The organism is Allostigmatella hybrida, assembly GCF_020103775.1.
Lineage (GTDB): Bacteria > Myxococcota > Myxococcia > Myxococcales > Myxococcaceae > Hyalangium > Hyalangium aurantiaca.
Genome location: NZ_JAHXBH010000021.1, coordinates 20,669 through 43,528 on the forward strand (window position 1 = coordinate 20,669; position 22,860 = coordinate 43,528).

Annotated in this window: 13 protein-coding genes; 3 read left to right on the plus strand and 10 right to left on the minus strand. The window is 71.3% G+C overall.

Features of this window, described 5'->3' with window-relative positions; translation table 11 throughout:
- Positions 1 to 24: 24 nt before the first annotated feature.
- Positions 25 to 867: a hypothetical protein gene (locus tag KY661_RS26075; protein ID WP_225412798.1), complete on the plus strand. Its 843-nt coding sequence runs from the start codon at positions 25 to 27 to the stop codon at positions 865 to 867.
- On the opposite strand, the gene KY661_RS26080 is transcribed toward KY661_RS26075, so the two are convergent.
- Together KY661_RS26080 and KY661_RS26085 are read right to left on the minus strand one after the other, a co-directional pair.
- A complete protein-coding gene (locus KY661_RS26080) occupies positions 857 to 1,951 on the minus strand; it encodes an EAL domain-containing protein (RefSeq protein WP_225412799.1) in 1,095 nt (364 codons plus the stop codon). The genes KY661_RS26075 and KY661_RS26080 overlap by 11 nt on opposite strands.
- 11 nt (positions 1,952 to 1,962) lie before the next feature.
- Positions 1,963 to 3,429 (minus strand): LVIVD repeat-containing protein, encoded by a 1,467-nt coding sequence (locus tag KY661_RS26085; protein WP_225412800.1) that lies wholly within the window; start codon positions 3,427 to 3,429, stop codon positions 1,963 to 1,965.
- A 181-nt stretch (positions 3,430 to 3,610) separates the two neighbouring features.
- Between KY661_RS26085 and KY661_RS26090 the strand changes: the two genes are divergently transcribed.
- Positions 3,611 to 7,099, plus strand: a complete 3,489-nt coding sequence (locus tag KY661_RS26090) for a tolB protein precursor protein (protein WP_225412801.1) — start codon at positions 3,611 to 3,613, stop codon at positions 7,097 to 7,099.
- Positions 7,100 to 7,134: 35 nt separating this feature from the next.
- Here the strand turns inward: KY661_RS26090 and KY661_RS26095 are convergent, their stop codons facing one another.
- Complete coding sequence (locus tag KY661_RS26095) at positions 7,135 to 7,608, minus strand: hypothetical protein (protein ID WP_225412802.1); 474 nt, start codon at positions 7,606 to 7,608, stop codon at positions 7,135 to 7,137.
- Between the two features lie 284 nt (positions 7,609 to 7,892).
- Between KY661_RS26095 and KY661_RS26100 the strand changes: the two genes are divergently transcribed.
- The gene (locus KY661_RS26100; protein ID WP_317987300.1) at positions 7,893 to 9,644 is read left to right on the plus strand and encodes a CotH kinase family protein; all 1,752 of its coding nucleotides are present in this window, start codon (positions 7,893 to 7,895) and stop codon (positions 9,642 to 9,644) included.
- Between the two features lie 22 nt (positions 9,645 to 9,666).
- Here the strand turns inward: KY661_RS26100 and KY661_RS26105 are convergent, their stop codons facing one another.
- The 7 genes from KY661_RS26105 to KY661_RS26135 form a co-directional block, all read right to left on the minus strand.
- The gene (locus KY661_RS26105; protein ID WP_225412804.1) at positions 9,667 to 10,266 is read right to left on the minus strand and encodes a DUF4476 domain-containing protein; all 600 of its coding nucleotides are present in this window, start codon (positions 10,264 to 10,266) and stop codon (positions 9,667 to 9,669) included.
- 186 nt (positions 10,267 to 10,452) lie between these two features.
- Positions 10,453 to 11,703, minus strand: a complete 1,251-nt coding sequence (locus KY661_RS26110) for a DUF7305 domain-containing protein (RefSeq protein WP_225412805.1) — start codon at positions 11,701 to 11,703, stop codon at positions 10,453 to 10,455.
- Positions 11,700 to 12,536, minus strand: coding sequence for a tetratricopeptide repeat protein (locus KY661_RS26115; protein WP_225412806.1), 837 nt, complete (start codon positions 12,534 to 12,536; stop codon positions 11,700 to 11,702). The genes KY661_RS26110 and KY661_RS26115 overlap by 4 nt, the downstream gene beginning before the upstream one ends.
- A complete protein-coding gene (locus KY661_RS26120; protein WP_398577241.1) occupies positions 12,533 to 13,165 on the minus strand; it encodes an RNA polymerase sigma factor in 633 nt (210 codons plus the stop codon). Before KY661_RS26120 ends, KY661_RS26115 begins: the two co-directional genes overlap by 4 nt.
- Positions 13,162 to 14,247: a hypothetical protein gene (locus KY661_RS26125; protein ID WP_225412807.1), complete on the minus strand. Its 1,086-nt coding sequence runs from the start codon at positions 14,245 to 14,247 to the stop codon at positions 13,162 to 13,164. Before KY661_RS26125 ends, KY661_RS26120 begins: the two co-directional genes overlap by 4 nt.
- 216 nt (positions 14,248 to 14,463) lie before the next feature.
- The gene (pbpC, locus tag KY661_RS26130) at positions 14,464 to 16,842 is read right to left on the minus strand and encodes a penicillin-binding protein 1C (RefSeq protein WP_225412808.1); all 2,379 of its coding nucleotides are present in this window, start codon (positions 16,840 to 16,842) and stop codon (positions 14,464 to 14,466) included.
- Positions 16,843 to 16,851: 9 nt separating this feature from the next.
- On the minus strand, positions 16,852 to 22,584 hold the full coding sequence (locus tag KY661_RS26135; RefSeq protein ID WP_225412809.1) for an Ig-like domain-containing alpha-2-macroglobulin family protein: 5,733 nt from the start codon (positions 22,582 to 22,584) through the stop codon (positions 16,852 to 16,854).
- Positions 22,585 to 22,860 lie beyond the last annotated feature (276 nt).

A 22,860-nucleotide genomic window follows, 5' to 3' on the forward strand; every position in this document is an offset into this window, starting at 1 on the left:
GGCGAATGAACACGTTGAGTTGCGATGAAGCCCTTGCTCGCACTCTCCTTTGGCTTGTTGCTCGGGCAAACGCCCCCCTCCACCTCATCCCTGCCTCCGGATGCGGACGTGCAGGACTCCGCCGCCATCGCGTTCCGGGATGCCTGGGAAGAGGCCCTGGAGGATGCCTCCGCCGCGGACACCGCACAGCCCGCGCAGGGCACGGTGGCATCCACGCTCGCTCCCCCTCAAGTCACGGTGCTGGAGCCAGCGCAGGTGTCCCAATCCCAGGCCAATGAGGGAACCGGCGGCTCGGGCCCGGCGGCCTCCACCGAGGGCGCCCCCGCGCAGGCGGCCGCCCCCCCGGAAACGGCCGCACAGCCGCCGCCCCTCACCCTCCAGCAGATGGGCGAAGAGGTGCAGCGCCTGCGCGCCCAGGTTCAGACGCTCCAGGGACAGCTCGAGACCCAGCAGCAGGAGAGCGCCGCGGTGGCGCAGGGCATGGGCCAGGAGCTGACGGGCATGCGCGAGCGGGCCCAGGAGCTGGAGCGGCTGCGCACCCAGAACCTCGCCCTGATGCAGGAAGCCTCCACGTGGCTCGCCGCCGCCGACCAGTCCCTCGATACGGGGGAGCTGGATGTGGACACCGCCCTGGCGGAGGCCGACGCCATGCTCGCCGAGGCCCTTCAGAACGCCTCGTCCGCCGGCCGGGGCAACGCGGCCGCCCAGGTCCAGTCCGCTCGGGGCTTCATCGCCCAGGCGCTCGATGCGGCGGGGCGCCGGGACGTCTACTACGCCCGCTGGGCCCTGCTCTACGCGGCGGACCGGCTGCGCGCCGCCCACGGCGATACCCTCGACCAGCAGGGTACCTCCGTGCTCAGCCCGTGATGTGCGGCGTGCTCTGCACGGGCGGGTTCTGCGGCCGGGCGATGAGGTAGCCCTGGAGGTAGTCCACCCCATGCGCCCGCACCCAGCGCAGCTCCTCGGGCGTCTCGATGCCCTCGGCCACCGTGAGGATGCCCAGCTTCTGGGCAATCTCCAGCAGCTTCTGGGTGATGGACGCCTTGTACTCATCCTCGTGGATGTTGCGGATGAGCTCCATGTCCAGCTTCATGATGTCCGGCCGCAGCTGGTGGATGAGGTTCAGCGAGGAGTGCCCCGCCCCCAAGTCGTCCAGCGCCACCCGGAAGCCCGCCTTCCGGTAGAAGTCGATGATGGCCCGCAGGTGCCGGGTGTCCTGCGCGTGGTCCGACTCGATGACCTCGAAGACGACCTTGTGCGGCTCCAGGCCCGCTTCCTTGATGACCGAGACCGTGGAGCGCAGGCAGTACGCCGGATCATAAATCGCCGTGGGCGTGAAGTTGATGAACAGCGAGCCGGTCAGCCCGTGGCGCACCGCCTCGCGGATGGCCGAGCCGCGCGCGGCGAGATCCAACTGGAACAGCAGGTCCGCCCCGCGTGCCGTCTCCATGATGGTCCCGGGCGAGACCAGCGAGCCGTCCTTCTCCATCCCCCGCATGAGCGCCTCGTGCGCGAAGATGCGGCGCGTGTCGTCCGCGTGGACGATGGGCTGGAAGTGCGAGGTGAGGCGCTGCTCGGCCAGCATGTCCACCAGCCACCCGGCCCGGCTCAGGGTGAGGAACTGCTGGAGCGGCCCCACGTTGGGAAAGTCCGTGAGGTCCGGCTCCCCCGAGCCCTGCTTGAAGAGCGCCCGCGTGCCGCGCAGCTCCTCGCGCGTGAGCGTGTCCCCCAGCCGGCCCGCCAGGGCCGCCGAGGAGCCCTGCTCCAGCCGGACCACCACGCACTGCGCCTCCGGCCGGAGCTGGTACTCCAGCCCCGCCTCGCGCATGAAGGCCACCAGCTTGCCGAGGCTGTGCCCCAACGGCGGCCAGAGGAACAACTGCCCCGTCTCCTCGACCTTGGCGGGAAGCGTCTGGCACCGGCCACACTGCGCGGGAATGGTGTCGCTCATGGCAACCACGCTCAGGGCTGTTCGCGGAAGACGAGCAGGCCCCGGGACGTCTCCGAGGCGTAGATGAAGCCATCTCCGGGCGCCTTGATGCCACTGAGACCTTCATAGAAGGAGGCCCCGCGGCCGGTGTCCGTCTCCCGCCAGGTGTTGTAGTAGCCCACCTGCTCCAGCGCGCCCGAGGGCGACACCTGGAGCACGCGCAGTCCTTCCTGGTAATACGCGACGTAAAGCCGCTCGCCCGACAGCGCCATCGCCTGGACGGAGATCTCCGGGCGCAGCTTGAACTCGCCCGCCTGGGTGATGTTCTCCGGCGACGTCACGTCCAGCACGCGCAGGTAGGAGTTCCAGGACTGGCCGCCCTCGAACGCCAGCGTGCGGCTGCCGAAGGTGCCCACCACCGCCGTGCGCGAGCTGGCCGCCGTGTAGGTGAAGGAGCCCAGGCGCTTGGGCTGGGCGGGGTTCGTCACATCCGCGACCGCCAGGCCGTAGGACCAGTGGCTCACGTACAGCCGCCCGTTGCGGGCCTGCACCCCGTAGGGGCGCTCGCCCGCGTCCGGCCGGGTGTTCTCGACGAAGTAGCGCTTGGAGAGCGACGGCTCCAGGGGCTTCGTCACGTCGAAGATGAGCACCTCGGCGTTGGGGTACGGCGCCGCCACGTACAGCCAGTTGCCGTCCAGCGACAGCGCGCGCGCATCCACGCCCGTGCCCGGCACCGTCTTCTTGTAGAGCGGCTCGGAGGGCTTCGACACGTCATAGACGAGGACGCCCTTGGTGGAGGAGGCCACGTACATCGCCGGGCCCTGCACCCAGACCTCGTTCCACACGTCGCCCGCGCTGGGCTTCAGCGACGCCACCAGCCGCGAGCTGCCCGGCGCCCGGGGCGCGTCCGGCGTGGAGACGTCGAAGATGTGGAGGCCGCCCTCGTACGCCGAGACGTACGCGTGGTTGCCCGACACGAACACGTCCCGGGCAGAGCCGGCCGGCAGGGGCAGCTCCAGCACCAGCTCCACCTGGGAGGCCTCGGCCTCGCCCTCGCGCCGGGTGAGCCGCGCCGCCTCGAAGGTGCCCTCCAGGTCCGCCGTACCGTTGGAACACCGGCGGAACACCCCGGACAGCTTCGTGGGGCTCGAGGCCCTGCACCCGGCGAACAGGTAGCGCAGCGGCACCCCGTTCGCGTTCGTCAGCTCGCTGGTCATCAGGAGCACCCCCGGTTCCACCCGCTTCTCCGTCAGGGGAAGCCCGGCGACGTGGGGGGATGTGCCCTGGAACTGGATGACGCCCGGGGAGTGCTCTCCATCCCCGAAGTCGAAGTCCATGTTCCAGATTCCTTCGGCCTGGACGGCGCCGAGGCTGGCCGTGTCACACGCGGAGAGATCCAGCTCCTCGAACTCACAGTCCCGGCGAAGGGTGTTTTCATTCTTTCCGCACCCCACCAGGGGGAGCAGTGCACTGAGGGACAGGGCCAGGAAACGTTTCATGCCCCTTCCATACCGGGCAGCCCGCCGGGACGAAAGCCCTACCCACCCGGCGGCGCCTCCCTGCCCGGAAGTGCAGAGCTGAGCAAAACCTCACGCAGGGCTTGTGCCGCCCTGTCCTGGGAGGGAGCCTTTGCCCGTCAGGACGCTCCAGCGCCCGTCTTCCGTCCCAAAGGTCGTGCTCGTGAACCGTCGCCCCCTCGTTGCCGCCGCGCTCCTGGTCTTGCTGCCCAGCGCCGCGCTCGCTCAGGTCTTCGTCGTTCCCCGCCGCGCCGAACGCAGCGCCGTCAACACCTTCGACTTCGAGTGGAAGCACGTCGACATCCTCGTGGGCCCCGCCTCCACCGGCGTGGCCGATGCGCCCGAGCGCACGGCCTACCCCCAGCCCCCCGGCGCCCCGGCGGGCCCCGCCATCGACGCCCCCGCCACCGAGGCCCCCGCGGACCCCTTGGCCCCCCCGTTGGATCCGCCGGGTGAGACGCGGCAGACGCGCTCGGAGCCGCCCTCCCCGGGCGGCATGGGCGCACCCCAGGCCAGCGCGCCGGACGGCGGGACGCCTGGCTCCGATGGGGGGCCCATCACCGTGCCGGAGTCCCCCGGCCCGATGCAGGCCTCGGTGGATGGGGGCGCCGACGGGGGCACCACGCTCACGGTCGAGTTCGCCGACGGCGGCAGCGCCGATGGCGGCCCCAAGTACGCCACCTCCCTGGGAGCGGCCACCGGCGGCGTGCGCTTCTACTTCTACGAGCGCGAGCGCACCGTCGCCGAGCGCGCCACGCCCCTGATTGAAGAGGCCTACCGCTACCTCGTGGAGCAGTTCCAGTACGTGCCCACGAAGACATTCCCCTACATCCTCTACAACTCGTACCAGGAGTTCCTGCAGACCAACGTCTTCTTCGTGCAGGAGGGCACGCTCGGCGTCACCAGCACCGAGGACCTGAAGCTGTCGCTGCCGTACCTGGGGGACCACCAGCTCTTCGAGGAGATCAGCACGCACGAGCTGGCGCACCAGTTCACCATCCAGAAGGTGCGCACGCTGGCGGACACCGAGAAGACGTTCGGGGATCCGCTGCAGGCCATTCCGCTCTGGTTCATCGAGGGCCTGGCCGAGTTCTACGCCAAGCGGGGGTTGGATCCCGAGGCGGAGATGCTCGTGCGGGACTTGATGGTGAACCCCGACCTGATGAAGGGCTATGCCTTCCTGGACTTCTTCTCGCCCGGGCCCTACGGCTACCTGTGGATCTACAAGGTGGGCCAGACGCGCGTGGCCTTCCTGGAGGATGAGTACGGCAAGGGCTTCACCCAGCGGGTGCTCAACGAGTCCCCGCGGCTCGTCTCCGCGGGCAAGGGCTCGGAGGCTCTGAAGTTCGAGGAGCTGCTGGAGCGGCTCACCGGCGACAACCCGAAGAAGATCTCCGCCCGCTTCGAGAACTGGATGAAGCGGCGCGCCTTCAAGACGTACCTGGGCTCCGAGCAGGCCGCGCCCGCGCTGGACTTGCTGGAGGAGCGCACCGGCATCGTCACCGCGCTCAACAGCTCCCCGGATGGAAAGCTCCTGCTCTACCGCACCATCGTGCCGGAGACGGGCGAGAGCCGCCTGTACCTGGTGGACCCCAAGGCCCCCCAGAGCGCCGAGAAGGTGGTGAGCGACGGGCAGCCGGGGGCCGAATCGCTCCACCCCATCTTCGGGCGCAACTTCGCCCTGTCGAAGGACACCGTGGCCTACGTGGCGGAGGTGAATGGGCGCGACGTCATCTACGTGCGGCGCTACACGTACACCTCCGAGCAGCGCACCCAGGATGCGCTGGAGCGCCGCAGCGCCATCCGCACCACCGTCAAGCGCGAGACGAGCTTCTCGGTGGACATCGACCTGGGGGACACCACCGCCTACCGCGTGGGCCAGCATGGGCTGCTGGGCGTGGCCTCGGTGGCCTTCTCCCCGGATGGCCAGTCCCTGGCCTTCATCGGCATCAACGAGGCGGGCTTCCGGGACGTGTACGTGCTCTCGCTCGCCGGGGGCAAGAACGCCCAGCCCGTGAAGCTCACGGATGACCAGTACACCGAGCGGCACATCACCTGGGGCCCCGGCGGCATCCTCTACACCTCGGATGCCACCTCCCACCGCCACTTCAACCTCTTCCGGGTGCAGCCCACCCCGGGCACCCCCGAGCGCCTCACCACCGAGGATCGCGACGAGGCGGACCCCGTGGCCCTGCCGGATGGCCGCATCTTCTTCGTGGCCTACCGCAACAGCAGCTCGGACCTGCACGAGCTGATGCCCGGGGGCGCCATCATCCGGCGCTCGGACCTCACCACCGGCGTCTTCGAGCCGGGCCCCGGCCCGGAAGGCAGCCTGTGGATGCTCTTCCACCAATCCGGGGAGCGGCGGCCCGCGCGGCTCGAGGCCCCCAAGATGTTGAACCTGCCCACCGCGGGCGCGGATGTGCCGGCCGAGCCGCCGGTGCCGCTCGCCGCCCGGCCCCTGGACAATGCCCAGGACTACCGGCCCCTGGCCTGGGAGAACATCGAGTTCGGCCCCTTCCTCGGCTTCGCGGGGGCCGGCAGCGGCGGGTTCTTCGGGCAAATCTTCGCCATGGCGACCGACCGGCTGAGCGACCACGCCATGCTCTTCAATCTGGCCGTCTACGGCTCGTTCGAGCTGGCCGATGGCGTGCTGCTCTACGTGAACCAGGAGAAGCGCTCCACCTGGGCCACGGGCCTCTTCCAGTCCCTGCGCTTCCGGCTCGACGAGAGCTTCGCGGACGAGAACACCACCTTCTTCTCCGGCGAGCGCTACTTCGGCGCGACGGGCACCCTGCGCTACCCGCTCAGCAGCTTCTTCTACCTCCAGGGAGACGTGTCGGCCGGCGGCGCCTCGTACTTCATCGACTCGTACACCGCCTTCCGCCTGAACAACCCGTCGTTCAACGGCGCGGGCCGGGACTTGTACACCCCCTGGCTGGCCGCCAACGACGAGATGCGCTTCCAGACGGAGCTGACCGGCCAGGTGGGCTACAACAACATCCGCTACCACTACGCCACCGGGCCGCTCTCGGGCTCCTCCGCGCTGCTGGAGCTCACCGCGGGCGCGCAGCCCTTCAACGAGCAGGCCTACAGCAACGTGCGGCTGGACCTGGAGCACTACTTCTCCGTGTATGGCCGCACCAACCTCCTGTTCCGCGCCGCGGGCGGCACCACGTTCGGCGGCCGCTACGCGCGCTCCTACTACCTCTCCAGTTTCGACACGCTGCGCGGGGTGAACTTCCGCGACGAGGACTGGCTGCTCGGGCGGCACTTCGCCTACTCCACGGTGGAGCTGCAGCTGCCGCTCAATGATCTCATCCGCATCGCCTTCCTCAGCGACCTGGAGGCCGTGGCGGCCGTGGACGTGGGCGGCGTGGGCAACTCGTCCCGGCAGCTCTGGGACCGGCGCGTGCTGGACTTCGTGCTGGGCACCAACATCGCCCTGGGGCCGCTCGTGCTCCGGCTGCACTTCGCCCGCCCCGTGGACATCGGCGCGGACGCGGGCAAGCCGGACCCTGGCTGGGTGACCAACTTCTCCATCGGCATCGCCGGGCTCAACGGCTTCTTCGATCAGCGGGGCGAGGCCCGCGGCAAGCCCACCGTCATGCCCCCGCCGGGCTTCATCGGAGGCCCGCGCGCGGGGCTCTGAGCCCCCATCCGGGTTTTCCCCTGGGGATGGCCGCCTCAGGACTGCGCGGCCACGAGCGCGGCGTTGGCCCGCGCCAGGGGGCCTCCGTCGTTCTTGGGAATGCGCTCGAAGTCTCCCCGCAGGGCCTTGAGGGCGAACTTCTCCAGGTCGATCTCCCGGCGCGTCCGCACCCCACCCACGGCGCGCACCAGCCCCGCCAGCGGCCCGAAGCCGAACAGCCCGTGCTGGAGCAGCAGCCCCGAGGCCACCGCGCTCACGGTCCTCCAGCCGCTGGGCTTGCCCCGCCCCAGCCACAGCCCCACCAGGGAGACCAGGGAGCCGGCCACCATCGCCGTGCGGCCCACGTCCCACTCGCGCTCGAGCTTCTCCAGGTAGGGGGTGATGTCCTTCCGGTCCTGCTGCGCCATGTGGCGCACGCACCGCTCCACCTGCTCATCAATGCGCTTGTTCACGCCAGCAGCCGCGTGCGAGCGCACCCCATCGGCCGACATCTGGTTCCAAGACTCCATCGCCACTCCCTCGCTGGTGTGCGGGCAGATCCACGCCTTAAGGGTAGGAGCGCCCTTCCCTCCGTGGTCCCCTGCCCCGCCGCCCCCTTGCCCTCTCCACCGGAGGACAAGGGAGCAAGCAGGCCCCGGCCGCCGCGAGGGGGCACCGGGCAGGGGGGAAACATTTCTCCGTCCCCAGGCAGCGCGTTTCCCTGCCAGAAGGCCACGCCTTCCATGGCCGAGGCATGAAACATGCCGAGCGCAACCTGCACGGCAAGGCACACCGCTTGCTCAGGCGTAGGGCCATGAAACACCTACGGCCTCTCTTCTTCCTTCTCATGGCGCTCGGCGCTGGCTGCGGGGACACCGGCTCCGGCAGCACGCCGCCCTACGGGAACCCGCCTCCGACCGCCGGAGAGCCGGAGCCCGGGCCTCCCGTCACGCCGCCGCCCACGACGCCTCCCACCTCGCCGGGCCCCCTGGAGCCGCAGGAGCCCTCGGAGCCGCCCGCGCCGCCCGAGGTGGAGCGCCGCTTCGAGCTGCCGCCGGTGCAGACGGCCCTGCCGGAGTACGAGCTGCTCATCCCGCTAGAGGCGATGGCGAAGTTCGAGGCCGATCCGTGGACGCCCGAGCAGGACGCGGTCTTCGTCAGCGGGGGCCAGCGCTACAACGTGAAGGTGCGCCTGCGCGGCGCCTCCGCCCGCTTCTTCGTCAAGAAGAGCTGGAACGTGAGCTTCGAGAAGAGCACCCCCTTCCAGGGGCGCACCTCGCTCAACCTCGTGGCCGAGTTCGCCGATGCCACCCTGCTGGCGGAGAAGATCAGCTTCGACTTGCTGGCCGCGATGCGCGTGCCAGCCTCGAAGGCCACCTTCGTGCGCGTCAAGGTCAACGGCGTCTACCAGGGGCCGTTCCTCGACATCGAACAGGTGAACAAGGCCTTCCTCGCCGCGCATGACTTCAGCGACGGCGACGCCTCCATCTACCGCTGCGGCTGGAAGGACTGCGAGTTCAAGACGGTGAAGGTGCCCTACCAGGGCAACTGGGCGAAGAAGACGAACGAGAAGGAGAAGGACAACGCGCTGCCCGAGGTGCTGGAGGTCATCAACCACACGCCCGAGCCGCAGTTCGCCGCCACCCTGGAGCAGCACCTGGAGGTGGAGGGGTTCCTGCGCTCCATGGTGCTCGATGCGCTGATGTCCAACAACTACGTGGAGGACTCGGAGAGCTACTTCATCCACGACCGGGTGACGAAGCGCTGGGTGTACGTGCCCTGGGACTTGAACAACGTGGATGCGCGCTGGTGGTACGAGAGCACGCTCGACAACCGGCCGCTCGTCAACCACCCGCTCTTTGGCTTCACCCTGACGGACGGGTGGACGCAGAAGATGTACGACCGGCGCAAGAACGAGCCGAGCTACCCGGGCTACCTGCCGGTGTTCTCCAACCTGGGCACCCGCGTGGTGATGAACCCCGAGCTGAACGCGCGGCTCACCGCCCGCCTGCGCAAGGCGCTCGATGAAATTTTCACCCCGGAGGTGATGAACCCGTACATCGACGCGCTCCACGCCCTGGTCGATGACGCCATGAGGGAGGACCCCTACATGGACTACGCGAAGTTCACCGCGGGCAAGCCGTTCCTGCGCAACTTCGTCGTCCAGCGCCGCCAGTTCATCCTCTCGGAGCTCCACCGTCACAGCACCCGGAAGTCCACGCTCGTCATCGAGGAGTTTGATCCGCGCGCGGGCGTCATCGTCCTGGGCAACCGGGGCCCGCAGGCCGTGTCCCTTGCGGGCAAGACGCTGACCACCCAGCTCCGCGTGAGCCTCGCCAGCCTGGTGACGGCCCCTGTGGGCACGGTGCTGCCCGCCCTCACCCTGGCGCCCGGGGAGACCCGGCGCTTCACCGCCCCGGAGCTGGGGCTGACGTTCCCCGAGAAGGGCGAGATTGGCCTCTTCGACGGGACGAGCGTGGTGGGGGTGTTCGACCTGATGTTCTACGGGCCCCTGCCCTACGGCCAGCGCTACCTCCACGGCCCGAAGGGCTGGGAGGCGCGCTGAACCGGAGGAGCCCCGGAGGGGATTACGGCTGCTGCTCGGCAATCATCTCCGTGTACTCCTCGCTGGAGATGGAGTTGCGCCACTTGGAGGCGAAGCCCAGGGCGTGCTGCGGGTTGACCACGCGGCGCGCGGCGAAGGTGGCCACCTCCAGGCGGGAGATCTCATTCACGAAGAGATCCAACACCTGGCCGTACTGGGACGCCGTGAGGTACTGGCGCTTGAGCATCTTCTCGGCCATCTCCTGGCGGGAGATTTCGTTGGCCTGGGACTTGAGCGCCGTCATGAAGCCCCGGTAGGTCTCCGCGTCCATGGCGTACTGGCCATCCCGCGACATGTCACAGCCCGGATCCCTCCCCGTGCCGCAGTCCCGGTACACGGGCTCGGCGGGGGGACGCGGGCGGCGGCGCGAGGCGGGCTGCTCCTCCTGAACCTCCACCACCTCCCGGTGGGCCGGCGGGGGCGCGCCCGGGTCGCCCTTCACCTTCACCTCCATGCGCATGCCGCTGTTCTTCACCCGCATCTCCTGCCGCATCTCCTGCGGGTTGCCTTCCGCGTCCGGCACCTGCATGCGGATCTGCGTGGAGGGCATGCCGTCCTCGTCGACATGAACGTTCATCTCCATGTTCATGTCCTGAGCCAGAGCGGCGGACGACGCACACAGGGAAGAGACAAGAACAGCGCGCAGGATGTGTTTCACGGGGTTCCTCAGGGGTGGGAAGGTCAGCGGCGTCCCCGCCAGGGGGAAATGGCCGCCCCCACAGGACGCCCCTGCTTCTGTTCTTATTCACACATTGTGAACCCAATCGCGTCAACGGGTCGAAGACGACACACAGGCGTCCGCCGCGTGGAGCACGTCGAGATCATGGTGGAACAGCGCCGTGCTGGAGGCTTCGACGCGGCGCACCAACACCGAGCCGAACACATCCGCGTTGCCGCTCAGGCGCAGCAAAACTTGGGGCGCATACAAATGGCCCGTGAGGGCGCTGTCCACCTCGACCGTGAGCGTGCCGGGGCCCGCGATGTAGACGCGCATCCGGGGCAGCTTCGTTCCGCTGCCCAGGCGCAGCGGCCCCGTCACCGCCACGTCTCCCGCGATGAAGAGATCCAACTCCGCCCCGGGCCCCTGGACTTCCACCGCGAGCTCGCCGCCCAGGCTCACCCTGCCCCCCACGAAGAGCGCCGTGCGCCCCTGGGCGGCCAGCGTCAGCCCGCCCTCCCCTGAGATGCGGTCGAGGTAGAAGCGCCCGCAGGGCAGCTCCAGCCGCCGCGAGCCCGTGAAGCCATCCAGCGCCGACGGCGCCAGGCCGATGTCCGCGTTGTGGTTCTCCTGGGCGTGGTGGGCCACGAGCCCCGCGATGTCCAGCGCGCCGGTGGGCGCGCAGCCGCAGGGCGCCGGCACCTCCACGGGCTGCCGCAGCACCTCGGCGGCCTGGAGGGTGCCGGTGAGGGTGTTGCCCGCGGGCACGGTGAGGCGCCCGCCCACCGTCAGCGAGCCCACCCCCACGTTGCCCCGCACCTGGGCGTCCTTCGCCACGGTGAAGGTGCCGTTGCCCAGCAGCGCGCCGCCGCCGTGCAGCGTGTCCCCCACGGCGAGCGAGAAGCCCATCCGGATGAGCCCCCCGGCGCTCACGGCCCCGCCCACGTCCACCACGTTGTCGGACGTCAGGTCCCCGTTCACCCCCAGCGCCCCGGCCTTCTCCCCGGTGGTGTACGGCCCCTGGGAGCCGTGGAAGGCATCCACCCGCAGGGGCGCGCTCAGCGACAGCCCCTCGCAGGCACACAGGGCATGCGTGAAGGCCTGCTGGGCCAGCACCCCGCTGCACACGGACGGCCCGCTGCCGTTCACCAGCACCGGCGGCCCGCTGCCCTGGCAGTACGTCACCCAGTCCTCGGGGGGCGGGGGCGGCGGAAGGCCCCCATCCTCTTCGCCCTCGCCCGGAACGGAGGCGTCCTCGCCGTCGCGCACCTGCGCCACCGGATCCCTCACGGTGCAGGCCCCGGCCAGGGCGCCCACCAGCAGCCACACGCCCCACGCCCTTCGAGAAGCCCCTGTCCTCATGGTCCGGCGAGCTCCCGCAGCCGCTTGCGCGCGGCCGCCTCCAGGGGCGAGTCCGGGTGGCCCGCCAGAAACCGCTCCAGCGCCCGCGCCTCCTGCGCCCGGTCCCCCAGGGCCCGCCAGGCCTCCGCCACGCCGTGGCTCGCCTCGTGGCTCAGCACGCCCTGGGGTTGCAGCCGCTGCGCCTCCTGGAACTGGCGCAACGCCCCGCGCGCATCCCCCAGGTGCTCCAGGCGGAGCGAGCCGGAGGCCACGCGCGCCACGTAGGCGGCCATGCCCCCGGGGTGCGCCCGGATGACCCGCTGGTAGAGCGCCTCCGCATCCTTCCACCGGCCGGCGACCCGGTGCGCGTTGGCCATGCGCAGCAAGTCCTCGGGCGCGAGGACCTTCGCGGGCCGGGGCTCCTTGCGCACCGGCCCGGGAGGGGGCGCCGCTTCGAGGGCCGCCTCGGGAGGCGCCCCGGGCGGGGGCTCCCCAGGAACAGGGCCCGGCACCTCCGGAGGCGCGGACTCCGCCGGGGGCGGGCCGGGCTCGGGCGGCACGGGGGCGTTCACGGAGGGGGGGGGCTCGGGGGGAGGCGCGGAGACGAGGTGGCCGATGCCCGCGGCGGCCGCCGCCGTCACCAGGAGCGAGCCTCCCGCCCAGGCGGCCCGGGGCCACCGCCGGCGCACGGGCTTCGGGGGCGCGGAGGAAGGCTGAGCTGCCGCCGCGTCCAGCGCCGCGCGCACCATGTCCGCCGCCTTCTGGCGGGAGATGCGCCGCGCGGGACCCGACCGGTCATCCAGCGGGGTGAGCAACTCGAAGGGCTCCTCACCGTCCTCGTTGTACGGACTCATCGGGACGCTTTCTCCTCGGCTTCCTTCTTCTTCTCCGCCATCGCCCGGAGGGAGGTGCGCCCCAGCCGCAGCCGGCTCCTCACCGTCTCGAAAGGAATTCCCAGTTCCTCGGCGATCTCCGGCACGCTCAACTCCATCACGTGGTGGAGCACCAGCGCATGGCGTTGCTCCGGCGGGATGTGGTCCAGCAGGGTGACCATGTGCCGCCGGTGGACGTACTCGTCCAGGGGCGCATCCTCCGAGGGCACCGCCACCAGCTCCACCTGCTCCGCCCCTTCCGCGTTGCGCCGCGCCCCCTCATTCCGCTCCCGCTTCAGCCCCGCGAACACCGTGCGCGCCACCACCCGGTCCGCCCAGGAGCGGAACGTGCCCTCGCCCCGGTAGGACTTCAGCCCTCGCAAGATGGCGAGCAGCGCCTCCTGGGAAAAATCCTCCGCCTCCGCATCCCCCTTCACCAGGTACCGCACCAGGTTGCGCACCCGGGGCAGCATCTCCTCCAGCAAGGCCTCGGCCGCCTCGCGGTTTCCCGCCAGGACCGCCCGGAGCTGGGGGTCCACGGCCTCCGGGCCCCCCTTTCTCGTTTTTGGGATGGAGAGCGGAGGGGGGGACTTCGGGTCAGTCGGGTTCACGGAAAAAAGACCCCCGTCACACTGAGGCGGGGCCGCACGGCCCACCCTTCACTGTGTTTCACGAATTCCCCCGCCTCGAGGTAGCCCAGGACCGGGCGCCCCCAGAGCCCCTCGGCCGCCACCGCCGCCTCCAGGGCGAAGGGGCGCGACACCCGCCAGCGCAGGGAGGACTCGGGGCCCACCGCCAGCGCGAACACCGTCCGGGACGGGGTGGCCTCCACCTCCGGGACCCGGGCCTCCGTGTCGCGGGAGAAGCTCAGGACACCTACCCCTCCCCCCAGCGCCCACCGCCAGCGCGGCGTGGCCACCAAGGTGGCATCCGCCCACACCCCACCGCCCTGCTGGCGCAGCCCCACCCGGGTGCGCCCATCCTCGCGCGCCGCCGGGAGCCCCACGAAGAGCTGAAGCCGCACCCGCAGCCTGTCCCCCTCGTGCCCCGCGCCCAGCACCACGCCCTGGGTGCCCCCCATGCCGTACCCGTCGAGCGCGGCCTGGCCGCCCACGGCAAGCTGCCACGGGCTGGGGGGCCTCACCGCCGGTGCGGGGGGCTCCGGGACGAGGCTCACCGCGGGCCGCAGGGGCTCGGCCGGCTCGGGCGGCGGCGAGGCCACCGCGACTTCTTCGCCCAGGGGCTCGCCCACCTCCACGGCCCGGAGCGCGGAGCGCACCACCAGGGCCACGGCCTCGGCGCCGGCGGACCACTCCAGGCTGCCGGGGCGGCCCTTCACCTGGGCCGCGCGCACGAAGAGGTGGCGGGTGCCCGGCTCGGCCAGGTGGATGTGCAGCATGACGCCGGTGCGCTGGAACCAGAGGACCGCCCGCGCCCGGTGGGCCCCGGCGAGCGCCTCCGCTCCCCGCCAGCGCGCGGGCTCGCCCAGCTCCAGCGGCGGGCCCGGATCCGCCACCAGAAGCACCGGCAAGTCACTGCTCTGCCCCCGCACGCGCTCCAGGAGCAGCTGCTCTTCGTCCGAGGACACCCGCGCCACGGCCCGCCAGGGCTCCGCGGCCCCGCGCGCGGGGCTCACCACGAGGAGGAGGGTGAGCACCTGCGCCAACCGAACCACGGTGTCCAACCACCTCATCCAGGTGACCCTAACGTCGCGAAGAGGGAGCGCCACGGACGGCCCCGGAGAGGGCATGTCTCCTTCAGGGCACCGGCCGTCCAGGCCCACCAGGATAGCGCTTACCTCCCACGAATGCCGATGGGAGCACGCCCGGCCACGCGTGACATCCTGCGTCAGCCCGTGCGGGGACGAGGCGGGAACGGCGGGCGCTCCGCCGCACGCCTGGAGGGAGGCTCAGCGCCGCTCGCGCACCACCAGCAGGCGCCGGGAGGTGAGCCCCCGGTCATCGGTAACGAGGATCTCGTGCGTGCCCTGAGCGGGCGTCCACCAGAGCCGCTCGGCCGCCTTGGCGCGGCCCAGGAATTTGCCATCCACGAACCACGTCAGCTCGCGGTCGTTCGCGGCCTCCGCCTCCAGGGGCACCTCCTGCTGCTCCGGGGCCACGCCCGGAATCAGCAGCGACACCTGCCCTTCCGCGGGCGAGAGAATCTCCGGCGGGTGCTCGGCCCCGCCCGGCTCGCAGCCCGGCGCGTACGCGGGGGGCGTGGGCAGGCTGCGGTGCTGCTCCGTCAGCCAGCGGCGGATGCTCGCGGGCCAGGTGAGGTACACGCGCGAGTCCACCTCGCGCCCCGCGCGGCACACCGGGCTCACCGCCAGCCCCGTGCGCGCATCCACCTCCACGTGCTGGTGGTAGGGGCAGCGCCGGGTGGGCACCGACTCGCGCCGCGCGTACACCTGGCGCCGCTGCGGGCAGGCCTCCGTGGGCAGGTGGCCCGAGTAGGCGCAGACCTCCACGGACGTCAGGTCCGGGGGCGGCACGGGCGCGTCCGCCTCCGCGGCGAGCCCCCGGGGGCCCACGGCCTCCAGGATGTCGAAGAGCAAGGGGCCCGCGGCCTCCGCGCCCACCAGGTGCACGCTGGGCGAGCTGTCGAAGTTGCCCAGCCACACCACCGCCGTGTGCCGGGGGCCCGAGCCCGCCGCCCACGCATCCCGGTGGCCAAAGCTCGTCCCCGTCTTCCAGTGCACCTGCGCCGGAATGCCCGTGAGCCTGCGCCGGGCCGGAAAGTCGGGCCGGTCCTTCAGCGCCAGCGCCCGCCGGGTGAGCCAGGCCGCCCCGGGCGAGAACAGCTCCGGGGCCTGGGACGGGGGCGCGGGCGGCTCCTCGCGAAGGACCTTCAGCGGCGCAGCGCGGCCGTCCCGCGCGAGCGCCACGTACACCCCGGCCAGCTCCAGCGGCGTCACCTCCAGCCCGCCCACCGCCGCGGACAGGCCGTAGAAGCCGGGCTCGAGGGCCAGGCTGCTGACGCCCGCCCGGCGCAGCGTGCCCAGGAAGCGCTCCACGCCCAGCCCCTTCAAGAGCCGCACGAAGGGGATGTTGAGCGACTGGGACAGCGCGTACTCCATGCGCACCAGCCCCATGAAGCGCCCATCGAAGTTGCGCGGCGCATAGCCGCCATAGGCCTCGGGGACGTCCGCCACGAGGTGCTCCGGCAGCATCAACCCCCGGTCGATGCCCATGGCGTACAGGAGCGGCTTGAGCGCCGAGCCCGGCGAGCGCGGCGTGGCGAAGCCGGCAATCTGCCCCCCATGCCGCGCGTCGAAGAAGTCGAAGCTGCCCACCAGCGCCACCACCTCCGCGCTCGCGTGGTCCACCACCACCGCCACCCCGTTGTGAATGCCCCGGGGGCGCAGCTCCCCGGCCGCATCGCGCATCAGCCGCTCGGCCAGCCGCTGCGTCCCCGCCTCCAGGGTGGTGCGCAGCCGCGAGGCCTCCGGCCGCTGGGCCCGCAGCCACGCCGCCGCGTGGGGGGCCTCGCGGGGAAAGGGCTTCAAGCCCTGGGGCACGGGCGCGGCCAGCACCTCGGCCTGGAGCTGCCCGGGCGTCACCTCCGCCCCCGGGGGCCCCAGCGGCAGGGCGCCCTCGGCCAGCAGGCGGCGGGCAATGTCATCCCGGGCCGCCTTCAGCCGCCCCAGGTTCGCGGGCGTGGGAAAGCGGCGGTTGGGGTTCTGCGGCACCGCCAGCAGCGTGGAAATTTCCGTGGCGCTCAGGTGCGTGGCGCGGTGGCCGAAGTACGCGAGCGACGCGGCCTCCACCCCCTCCACGTTGCGCCCGTACGGCACGAACTGAAGGTAGGCGGCGAGAATCTCGTCCTTGGACAGGTGCAGCTCGAGCTGCACCGCGCGGAAGGACTCGATGAGCTTCGAGAGCAGCGTGCGCGGCCGGGGCTCCAGCACGCGCACCAGCTGCATGGTGAGCGTGGAGGCCCCGGACACCCGGCGCCCCCGCGTCATGTTGGAGAGGCCCGCCCGCACCACCGCGAGCGGATCCACCCCGGGGTGCCACCCGAAGCGCTTGTCCTCCAGGGCGAGCAGGGCCCGCACGTATGCGGGGTCCACGTCCTGCCTCCGGGTGAGCACCCGCCACCGCTCGTCCGGGGCGAGGAAGACGTGCGCGGGCGTGCCATCCCGGTACTCGATGACGGCCGAGTGCGGCGAGGCGAGGCGCGCGGGCAACGGCACGAGCCAGGCCGCCCCGCCCCCCCCCGCCACCAGGCCGAGGAGGAGCAGCAGTCCCAGGCCGAGCCGGCGCTTCGGGAGGCGGGGCAGGCGCATGGCGGCGGGCTACAGCAGGAAGTCCTGCCAGGGGCCGGCCACCTCCACCGGTCCGCCGGCCTCGCGGGCCCAGATGCGCGGATCATACATGGCCTCGGCCTCCACCGGCGGCAGGGTGAACTTGCCGGAGGTGACGGCGCGCACCGCGTAGACGACCTTCTTGGACTCCTTGGCCTCCAGGCTGCCGAACACCTCCATGCGGTCATCCCGGATGTTCACGTAGTCCGCCGTCCAGAGGCTGCTGGTGTCCACCCACTCCACGCTGCCGCCGCGCCCCAGCCGGGCGTTCTCGATTTCCCAGCCCGCGGGCAGCCGGTCCACCAGGGCGATGTTCTGGATGCGCTCGCCCGAGGTGTTGGCGATTTCCACCTCGACATAGAGGAGGTCCGCCAGGTTCACCGGCTGGCCCGGGCTGATGACGGTGCCATCCAGCTTGCGGTAGGTGCGGGTGAGCGACAGCCCCTCGCCGCCCGTCTTCACCTGGCCCCCGGTGCGCACCCCATCGCTGTTGAGGATGAGGTAGAGCTTGCCCGAGCTCTTCTCCTTCAGATCAAGCGCCACGCCCTTGCGCTCGCTGGCGCGCACCAGTGCCCAGGTGCTGTCCGAGGCGCGGGCCGCCTTCGGGTTGCCGGTGGCCTGGGGGGCCACCTCCTTGCCATCCGCCACCAGCGTGGGGGGCGTGAAGTCCGAGGCGGCGCCGGACACGCGCTTGCCCAGGCCGGTGATGCCCCACACCAGCTCCTGCGTGGTGTACCAGGCGCTGGAGTGGCCCTGGAGCGCCTGGGCCACCTGCTGCGCCAGCGGCTCACCCGTGGCGTCGTTGCCGAACAGGTCCTGGAAGGTGCTGAGCATGAAGCCGCGGCGGCGGCGGTCCGAGTAGAAGGACCAGGAGTTGCGCCGCTCGTCCGTCACGGGCTCGAGCACGGGGTTGCGCAGCTCCTTCTCGTAGCGCCGGTCTCCGGACAGGTAGAGCGCCGCCTTGAGCATGTACTCCTGCTCGCGATCCTCGCCGGAGAGGGTCTTCTGCTGGGCGAACTCCTCCACCATCTTCTGCACGCGCGCCTTGCGGCCCTTGCCCGCCATGGCCAGCACATAGTGCATGTAGGGCTCCGCCTCGTGGCCGGAGGAGCGCTCCTTCACGCTGCTGCCCTCCTTGCGGGTGAGCTCCTGCCCCATCCACGCCAGGGCGTCGTCCAGCCGGTCCTGCGGCACGGGGTACTTGAGCTTCTGCGCGTCCAGGAGCATGTGCGTGGCATAGGCGGTGCCCCAGGCCACGGGCTCGGTGTCGCCTGGCCAGTAGCCAAAGCCGCCCGCGGGCGTCTGCATGGAGACGATGCGGTTGAGGCCCGCCATCACCATGTCCTCCACCTTCTTGTTGCCCGTGAGCGACGGGTCCACGTTGTCGATGAGCTGCGAGACGAAGAGCAGCGGGCGCGTGGAGGAGGTCGTCTGCTCGATGCAGCCGTAGGGGTAGCGCACCAGGTAGCTCAGGTGCTGGAGCGACTCGGCGTACGGATTGGTCGTCACCCAGAACGTGCTGCGCTCGGTGGTGGGCACCCAGCCCTGGAGGTAGGGCATGAGATCCATGCGCCCCGCGGCCAGCTCCAGCCGCTGCACCTGGCGCTCGCGCGGGCCCGCGGGCAGCAGCGGCACGTCGAGCTGCTCGAAGGACGTGTGGCCTCCGCCCTCGGCCGTCACCTTCAGCCGGGCGGCGCCCACCGCCTGCACCGCCTTCGCCTGGAAGACGAGCGTGGCCGCCTTGCCGTTCTCCAGCCGCATGCGCCCCTCGCTCTTGCCGAGCAGCTTCAGCGGCGAGCCCAGGGAGGCCGCGGGCATGGCCATGCCGGGCACCGGGAGGCTCTCCGCCGTGAGGGTGACCTTCACCTCCTGGGGGCTGCCCGAGAGGTTGGTGAGGAAGACGGGAATCTGAATCTCGTCATTCTGCGTGAGGAAGCGCGGCAGCGTGGCCTGGAGCACCAGCGGATCCCTCACCAGCACCTGGGCGCTGGCGCGGCCCACGCGCTTGGCGCCGGCCGTCACCGCCATCACCCGCACCGCGCCGCGGTACTGCGGCAGCGTGAAGGGCAGGCTCAGCTTGCCGCTCGCGGGCACCGGCACCACGCCGCTCCACAGCGCCACGGGCTTCACCGGCTGCACGCGGCCGGAGGCATCGCCGCCCTCGTCACCGCCGGTGCTCCGGGAGTTGCCCGCCGGGGGCACCAGCAGCGTCCAGCCGATGGTCTCGTAGGTCTCCACGCCCAGGGCGCGCTTGGCGAACAGCTCCTTCAGGGGGTCCGGGCTCTGGAAGCGCGTCAGGGACAGGATGCCCTCGTCCACCACGGCCACCGTGGCGTAGGTGGGGCCCTCCAGCGCCCCCAGCTCCAGGTTCACCGTGAAGGTGCTGTTCGAGCGGACCTCCTCGGGCACCGAGAGCTTCACCTCCTGGGTGAAGGCCGTGGGCTCCAGGGTGACGCTGCCCACCCCGAAGGCCCGGTCCGGCATGAAGGCCTGGGCGGACTCCAGGTGCGGATCCTTCACCATGAACGCGCTGAGGTAGACGTTGGGCGCGAACTCCCGCGGGGTGAACGTCCACGTCACCTCGCCGGGCTCCATCGTCTTCCACTCGGAGGCGATGACGCGGTCGGTCTCCGCGGTGAGCAGCACCCGGCCCCGGTACGGGGCCTTGAGCTTCACCGTGAGGGGCTCGCCCACCTTGCCCGAGCGCGGCAGTTCCATGGCGATGGAGGCGGGCTTCATCGGGCGCGGCGTCTGGTCCACGCGCTCCTCGCCGTCGCCCCACCAGTAGTACTCACCCCGGCCCTCCAGCTGCAGGTCCGTCTGCGCGTTGCCCGAACGCACCCGGACGATGAAGCCGGCGGCGTCCTGCGAGGGCGTCACCGTGAGCTGGAACTTGCCCCCCTCCACCTTCACGGTGCCCTTGCCCTCGCGCACCGGGCGCAGGTAGCGCTGATAGCGCTCATAGCCCTCCGACTCGTCATAGAAGGAGCCGTACTCCTGCTCCAGCCGGAGGTACTCCACCTCCAGGGGCTTGATGTCCTGGGCGCGGGTGAAGGGCTGGCCCTCCCAGTCCACCACCACGCCCGTCACGGTGAAGGCCTTGCCCGCCTCCACCTTGCGGGTGCCCGTCTGGAGCCCCACGTAGTAGCGCTCCGGGTGCATGGGCACCGTGGCCTCCCCGAGCGTGGAGCGGCCGCTGCCCGCCTCGAACACGCTGGCCTGGGCCACCAGCTTCGCCGGGCCCTTGAAGCCGCCCGCGGCCGCCTGCGCCGGACACTCCAGCACCGCCTGGCCCTGGGCGTTCAGCGCCCCCGTCACCTGGCCCAGCGTGACGGCCTTGGCCTCGGAGCCGCCCTGGCGCCACACGCCATAGGCGAACTGGCCGTTCTCCTTCGGCGCGAACGTGGAGGGCTCCAGCCGGCACGTCAGCTCCAGCGGGCTGTCCTCGGCCGAGCCCCCGAAGAGGTACGCGGCCTCCACCTTCACCGGCACCGGCGCACCCTGCGCGTAGCCCGGCTTGTCCGTGGTGGCCGTCACCTTCATGCGCTCCGGGACGAACTCCTCCACGCTCAGCGTGTACTGGGCCACCTCCCGGTCCGCCACGTGCAGGGACACCCGGTAGCGGCCCGTGTCCTGGAAGGAGGCGAACGGCAAGTCCAGCGCCACCAGCCCCGCCTCGTTCGTCTTGAGCGCCACCTTCTTGAACTCGCGCTCGCGCGGATCCACCACGCGCATCTCCACCGGCAGGTCCGCCGGGGGCGCCACGCTGTCCTGCCCGCGCACCACCGCCGCCACGTGCGCGGTGTCCCCCGGCCGGTACACGCCCCGATCCGAGTAAATCGAGGCACGGTAGAACGTCTCCGCCCGGTACGGCTCGCCCTGCACGTCCGAGTTGGCGATCTCCGTCTTCAGCTCGCTGTACTTCAGGTACGTGAGCTCCTCGCCCTTGCGCGCCACCAGCGCGAACGGGGCGCTGGGGTCCACCTTCTGCGCGGGCACCTGGAGCTTGCAGCCCTGGGCGCCGTCCGTGGTGCAGCGGGCCACCGCCTGCCCGCTCTTCTTCACCAGCGACACCTCCACCCCCGACAGCGGCTCGGTGGACTCCATGCCGAGCACCCACACCCGCACTTCCTCCTGGCCCTGGGAGCCCTCGGCCACGCCGCCGCGCTTGGCCACGAGGCTCAGGTCCGTGAGCAGGATGCGCGTGGAGGCGCGCTTGTTGAGGTAGCTGAGGGAGACTTCCACGAGCCCACGGGTGGTGGCGGGCACCAGGCTGCCGACATCCAGGTAGGTGGTGGAGAGCACGTCCTGAGTGCCCTGGAGGGGCAGTGCCTTCGCGAGCAGGACATTGGAGGTGCGCTCATCGGCGGTCTCCTGCCCGTCATTGCTCATCCAGAAGATGAGGTTCTCCGGGGGCACCTGCCGCACCACGAGCTGCGCCTCGTCCACGTTGAGGTGGCTCAGGGGCAGGTTGCGCCAGGCGCTGCGCGGCAGGTAGCGGCCCGCCGAGGTGAAGACCAGCTGGGGCGTGCGCGCGCCGAAGGTGTAGGAGTTCTCGAAGGCGGAGAGCAGCCGGCCCCGGCCCTCGGAGAGCGCGCCCGCGTCGATCTTCAGCGTGTACTTGCCGCTCTTGAAGTCGCCGAAGAGGCGGAAGCCCCGGCGGGCCGGCGCCACGGAGAACTTCACCGGGGGCGTGAAGTGGATGGCCTCGGCGGCCGCGTCCTCGTCGAACGTACAGCCGGGCTGGTTGCTGTAGTACCAGTCGTCATACTGGCGGCTGGGCGGCGCGTTCATCTCCACGTCGCGGCACTGCACCTCCAGGTAGAAGCCGGTGTTGCCCTCCTCCAGGGAGACCGTGGTGATGTCCAGGCGCTTGCCGCCGAGCACCTCGAAGGTGCCCTGCCCCGCAGGCGCGCCCTTCCCGCCCTGCTGCGACGTCAGCCCGGCCTTGAGCGCATAGCCCACCTTGGCGCCGGGCTTGAGCAGGGGGCTGGTGAGCTGCGCCGAGAGGATGTGGCGGTGCTCTGGATCCGCGCTCAGCTTGAAGGACGTCAGCGGCTTGCCGTCCACCTGGAAGGTGCTCACGCGGCGGGCCTTCGCCGCGTCCACGGGGCCCGAGAAGACGAGGTCCACCGTCACCAGGCCCTTCTCCGTGTCCACCTGCCGCGGGGCCATCCGCAGGAAGGCGAACGCGGGGGTGGTGAAGGTGTAGGGGGCCGGGGGCGGCTTCACCACGCCGGTGGGCGTCTCCACGGCCTCCACGGTGACGGTGTACTGCGTGCCCAGCGCGAACCCGTTGCCGGGCGTGAAGGAAAGCGCGGTGCTGTCGCGGTAGTACTCGAGCTGGCCCTCCACCTCCGGGGTGAACCGGAACACCGTGCCCTTCTTCCCATGCCCATCGGAGTACTGCACGCTCCGGGAGAACTGGAACACGAGCTGGGTGAGCACCACCCCCTCGCCGGGCGCCACCTCGCGGACGGTGGGGACATAGGCCTCGGGCTTGAGGGGCTCGGCACTGGCCGGGGCGCCCAGGGTGGCCGGGGTGGGCGTGCTGGAGGCAGGTGCCCCCGGAGCGGGCGTGGCGCCAGGGCCGGACGCGGCGGGCGGAGTGCCTTCCTCCTTCTTGCAGCCGGCGAGCGCGGTGCCCACCAGCAGGGCCGCCACCAGCCACCGCGCACGGGCGGGACGGGGCGGACGCGGTGTCTTGAGAGACTGCGGATTCATGGTTCCTCCGAAGGGCATCTTCGACATTTCACGTGGCATGCCGGGAGCGCCGGCGCCGGATTCAAGGGGAAGTGTGGTTCAGGGCCCACGGCTCGACGGCGCCCCCCGCGCGTCTTGGGGCCCACACGGTGTCCCGCGGGCCACGCAGGGGCCCCGGCACCGCGCTGGCAATGAGTGATGGCGGCGGACGCTAGGCGCCCCCCCTCCGCCGGTCAACGGGGAGGCCCCCGGGCCCCGCGCCCACCGGGGGTGTTTCGAGGCCGGAGGTGTTTCGAT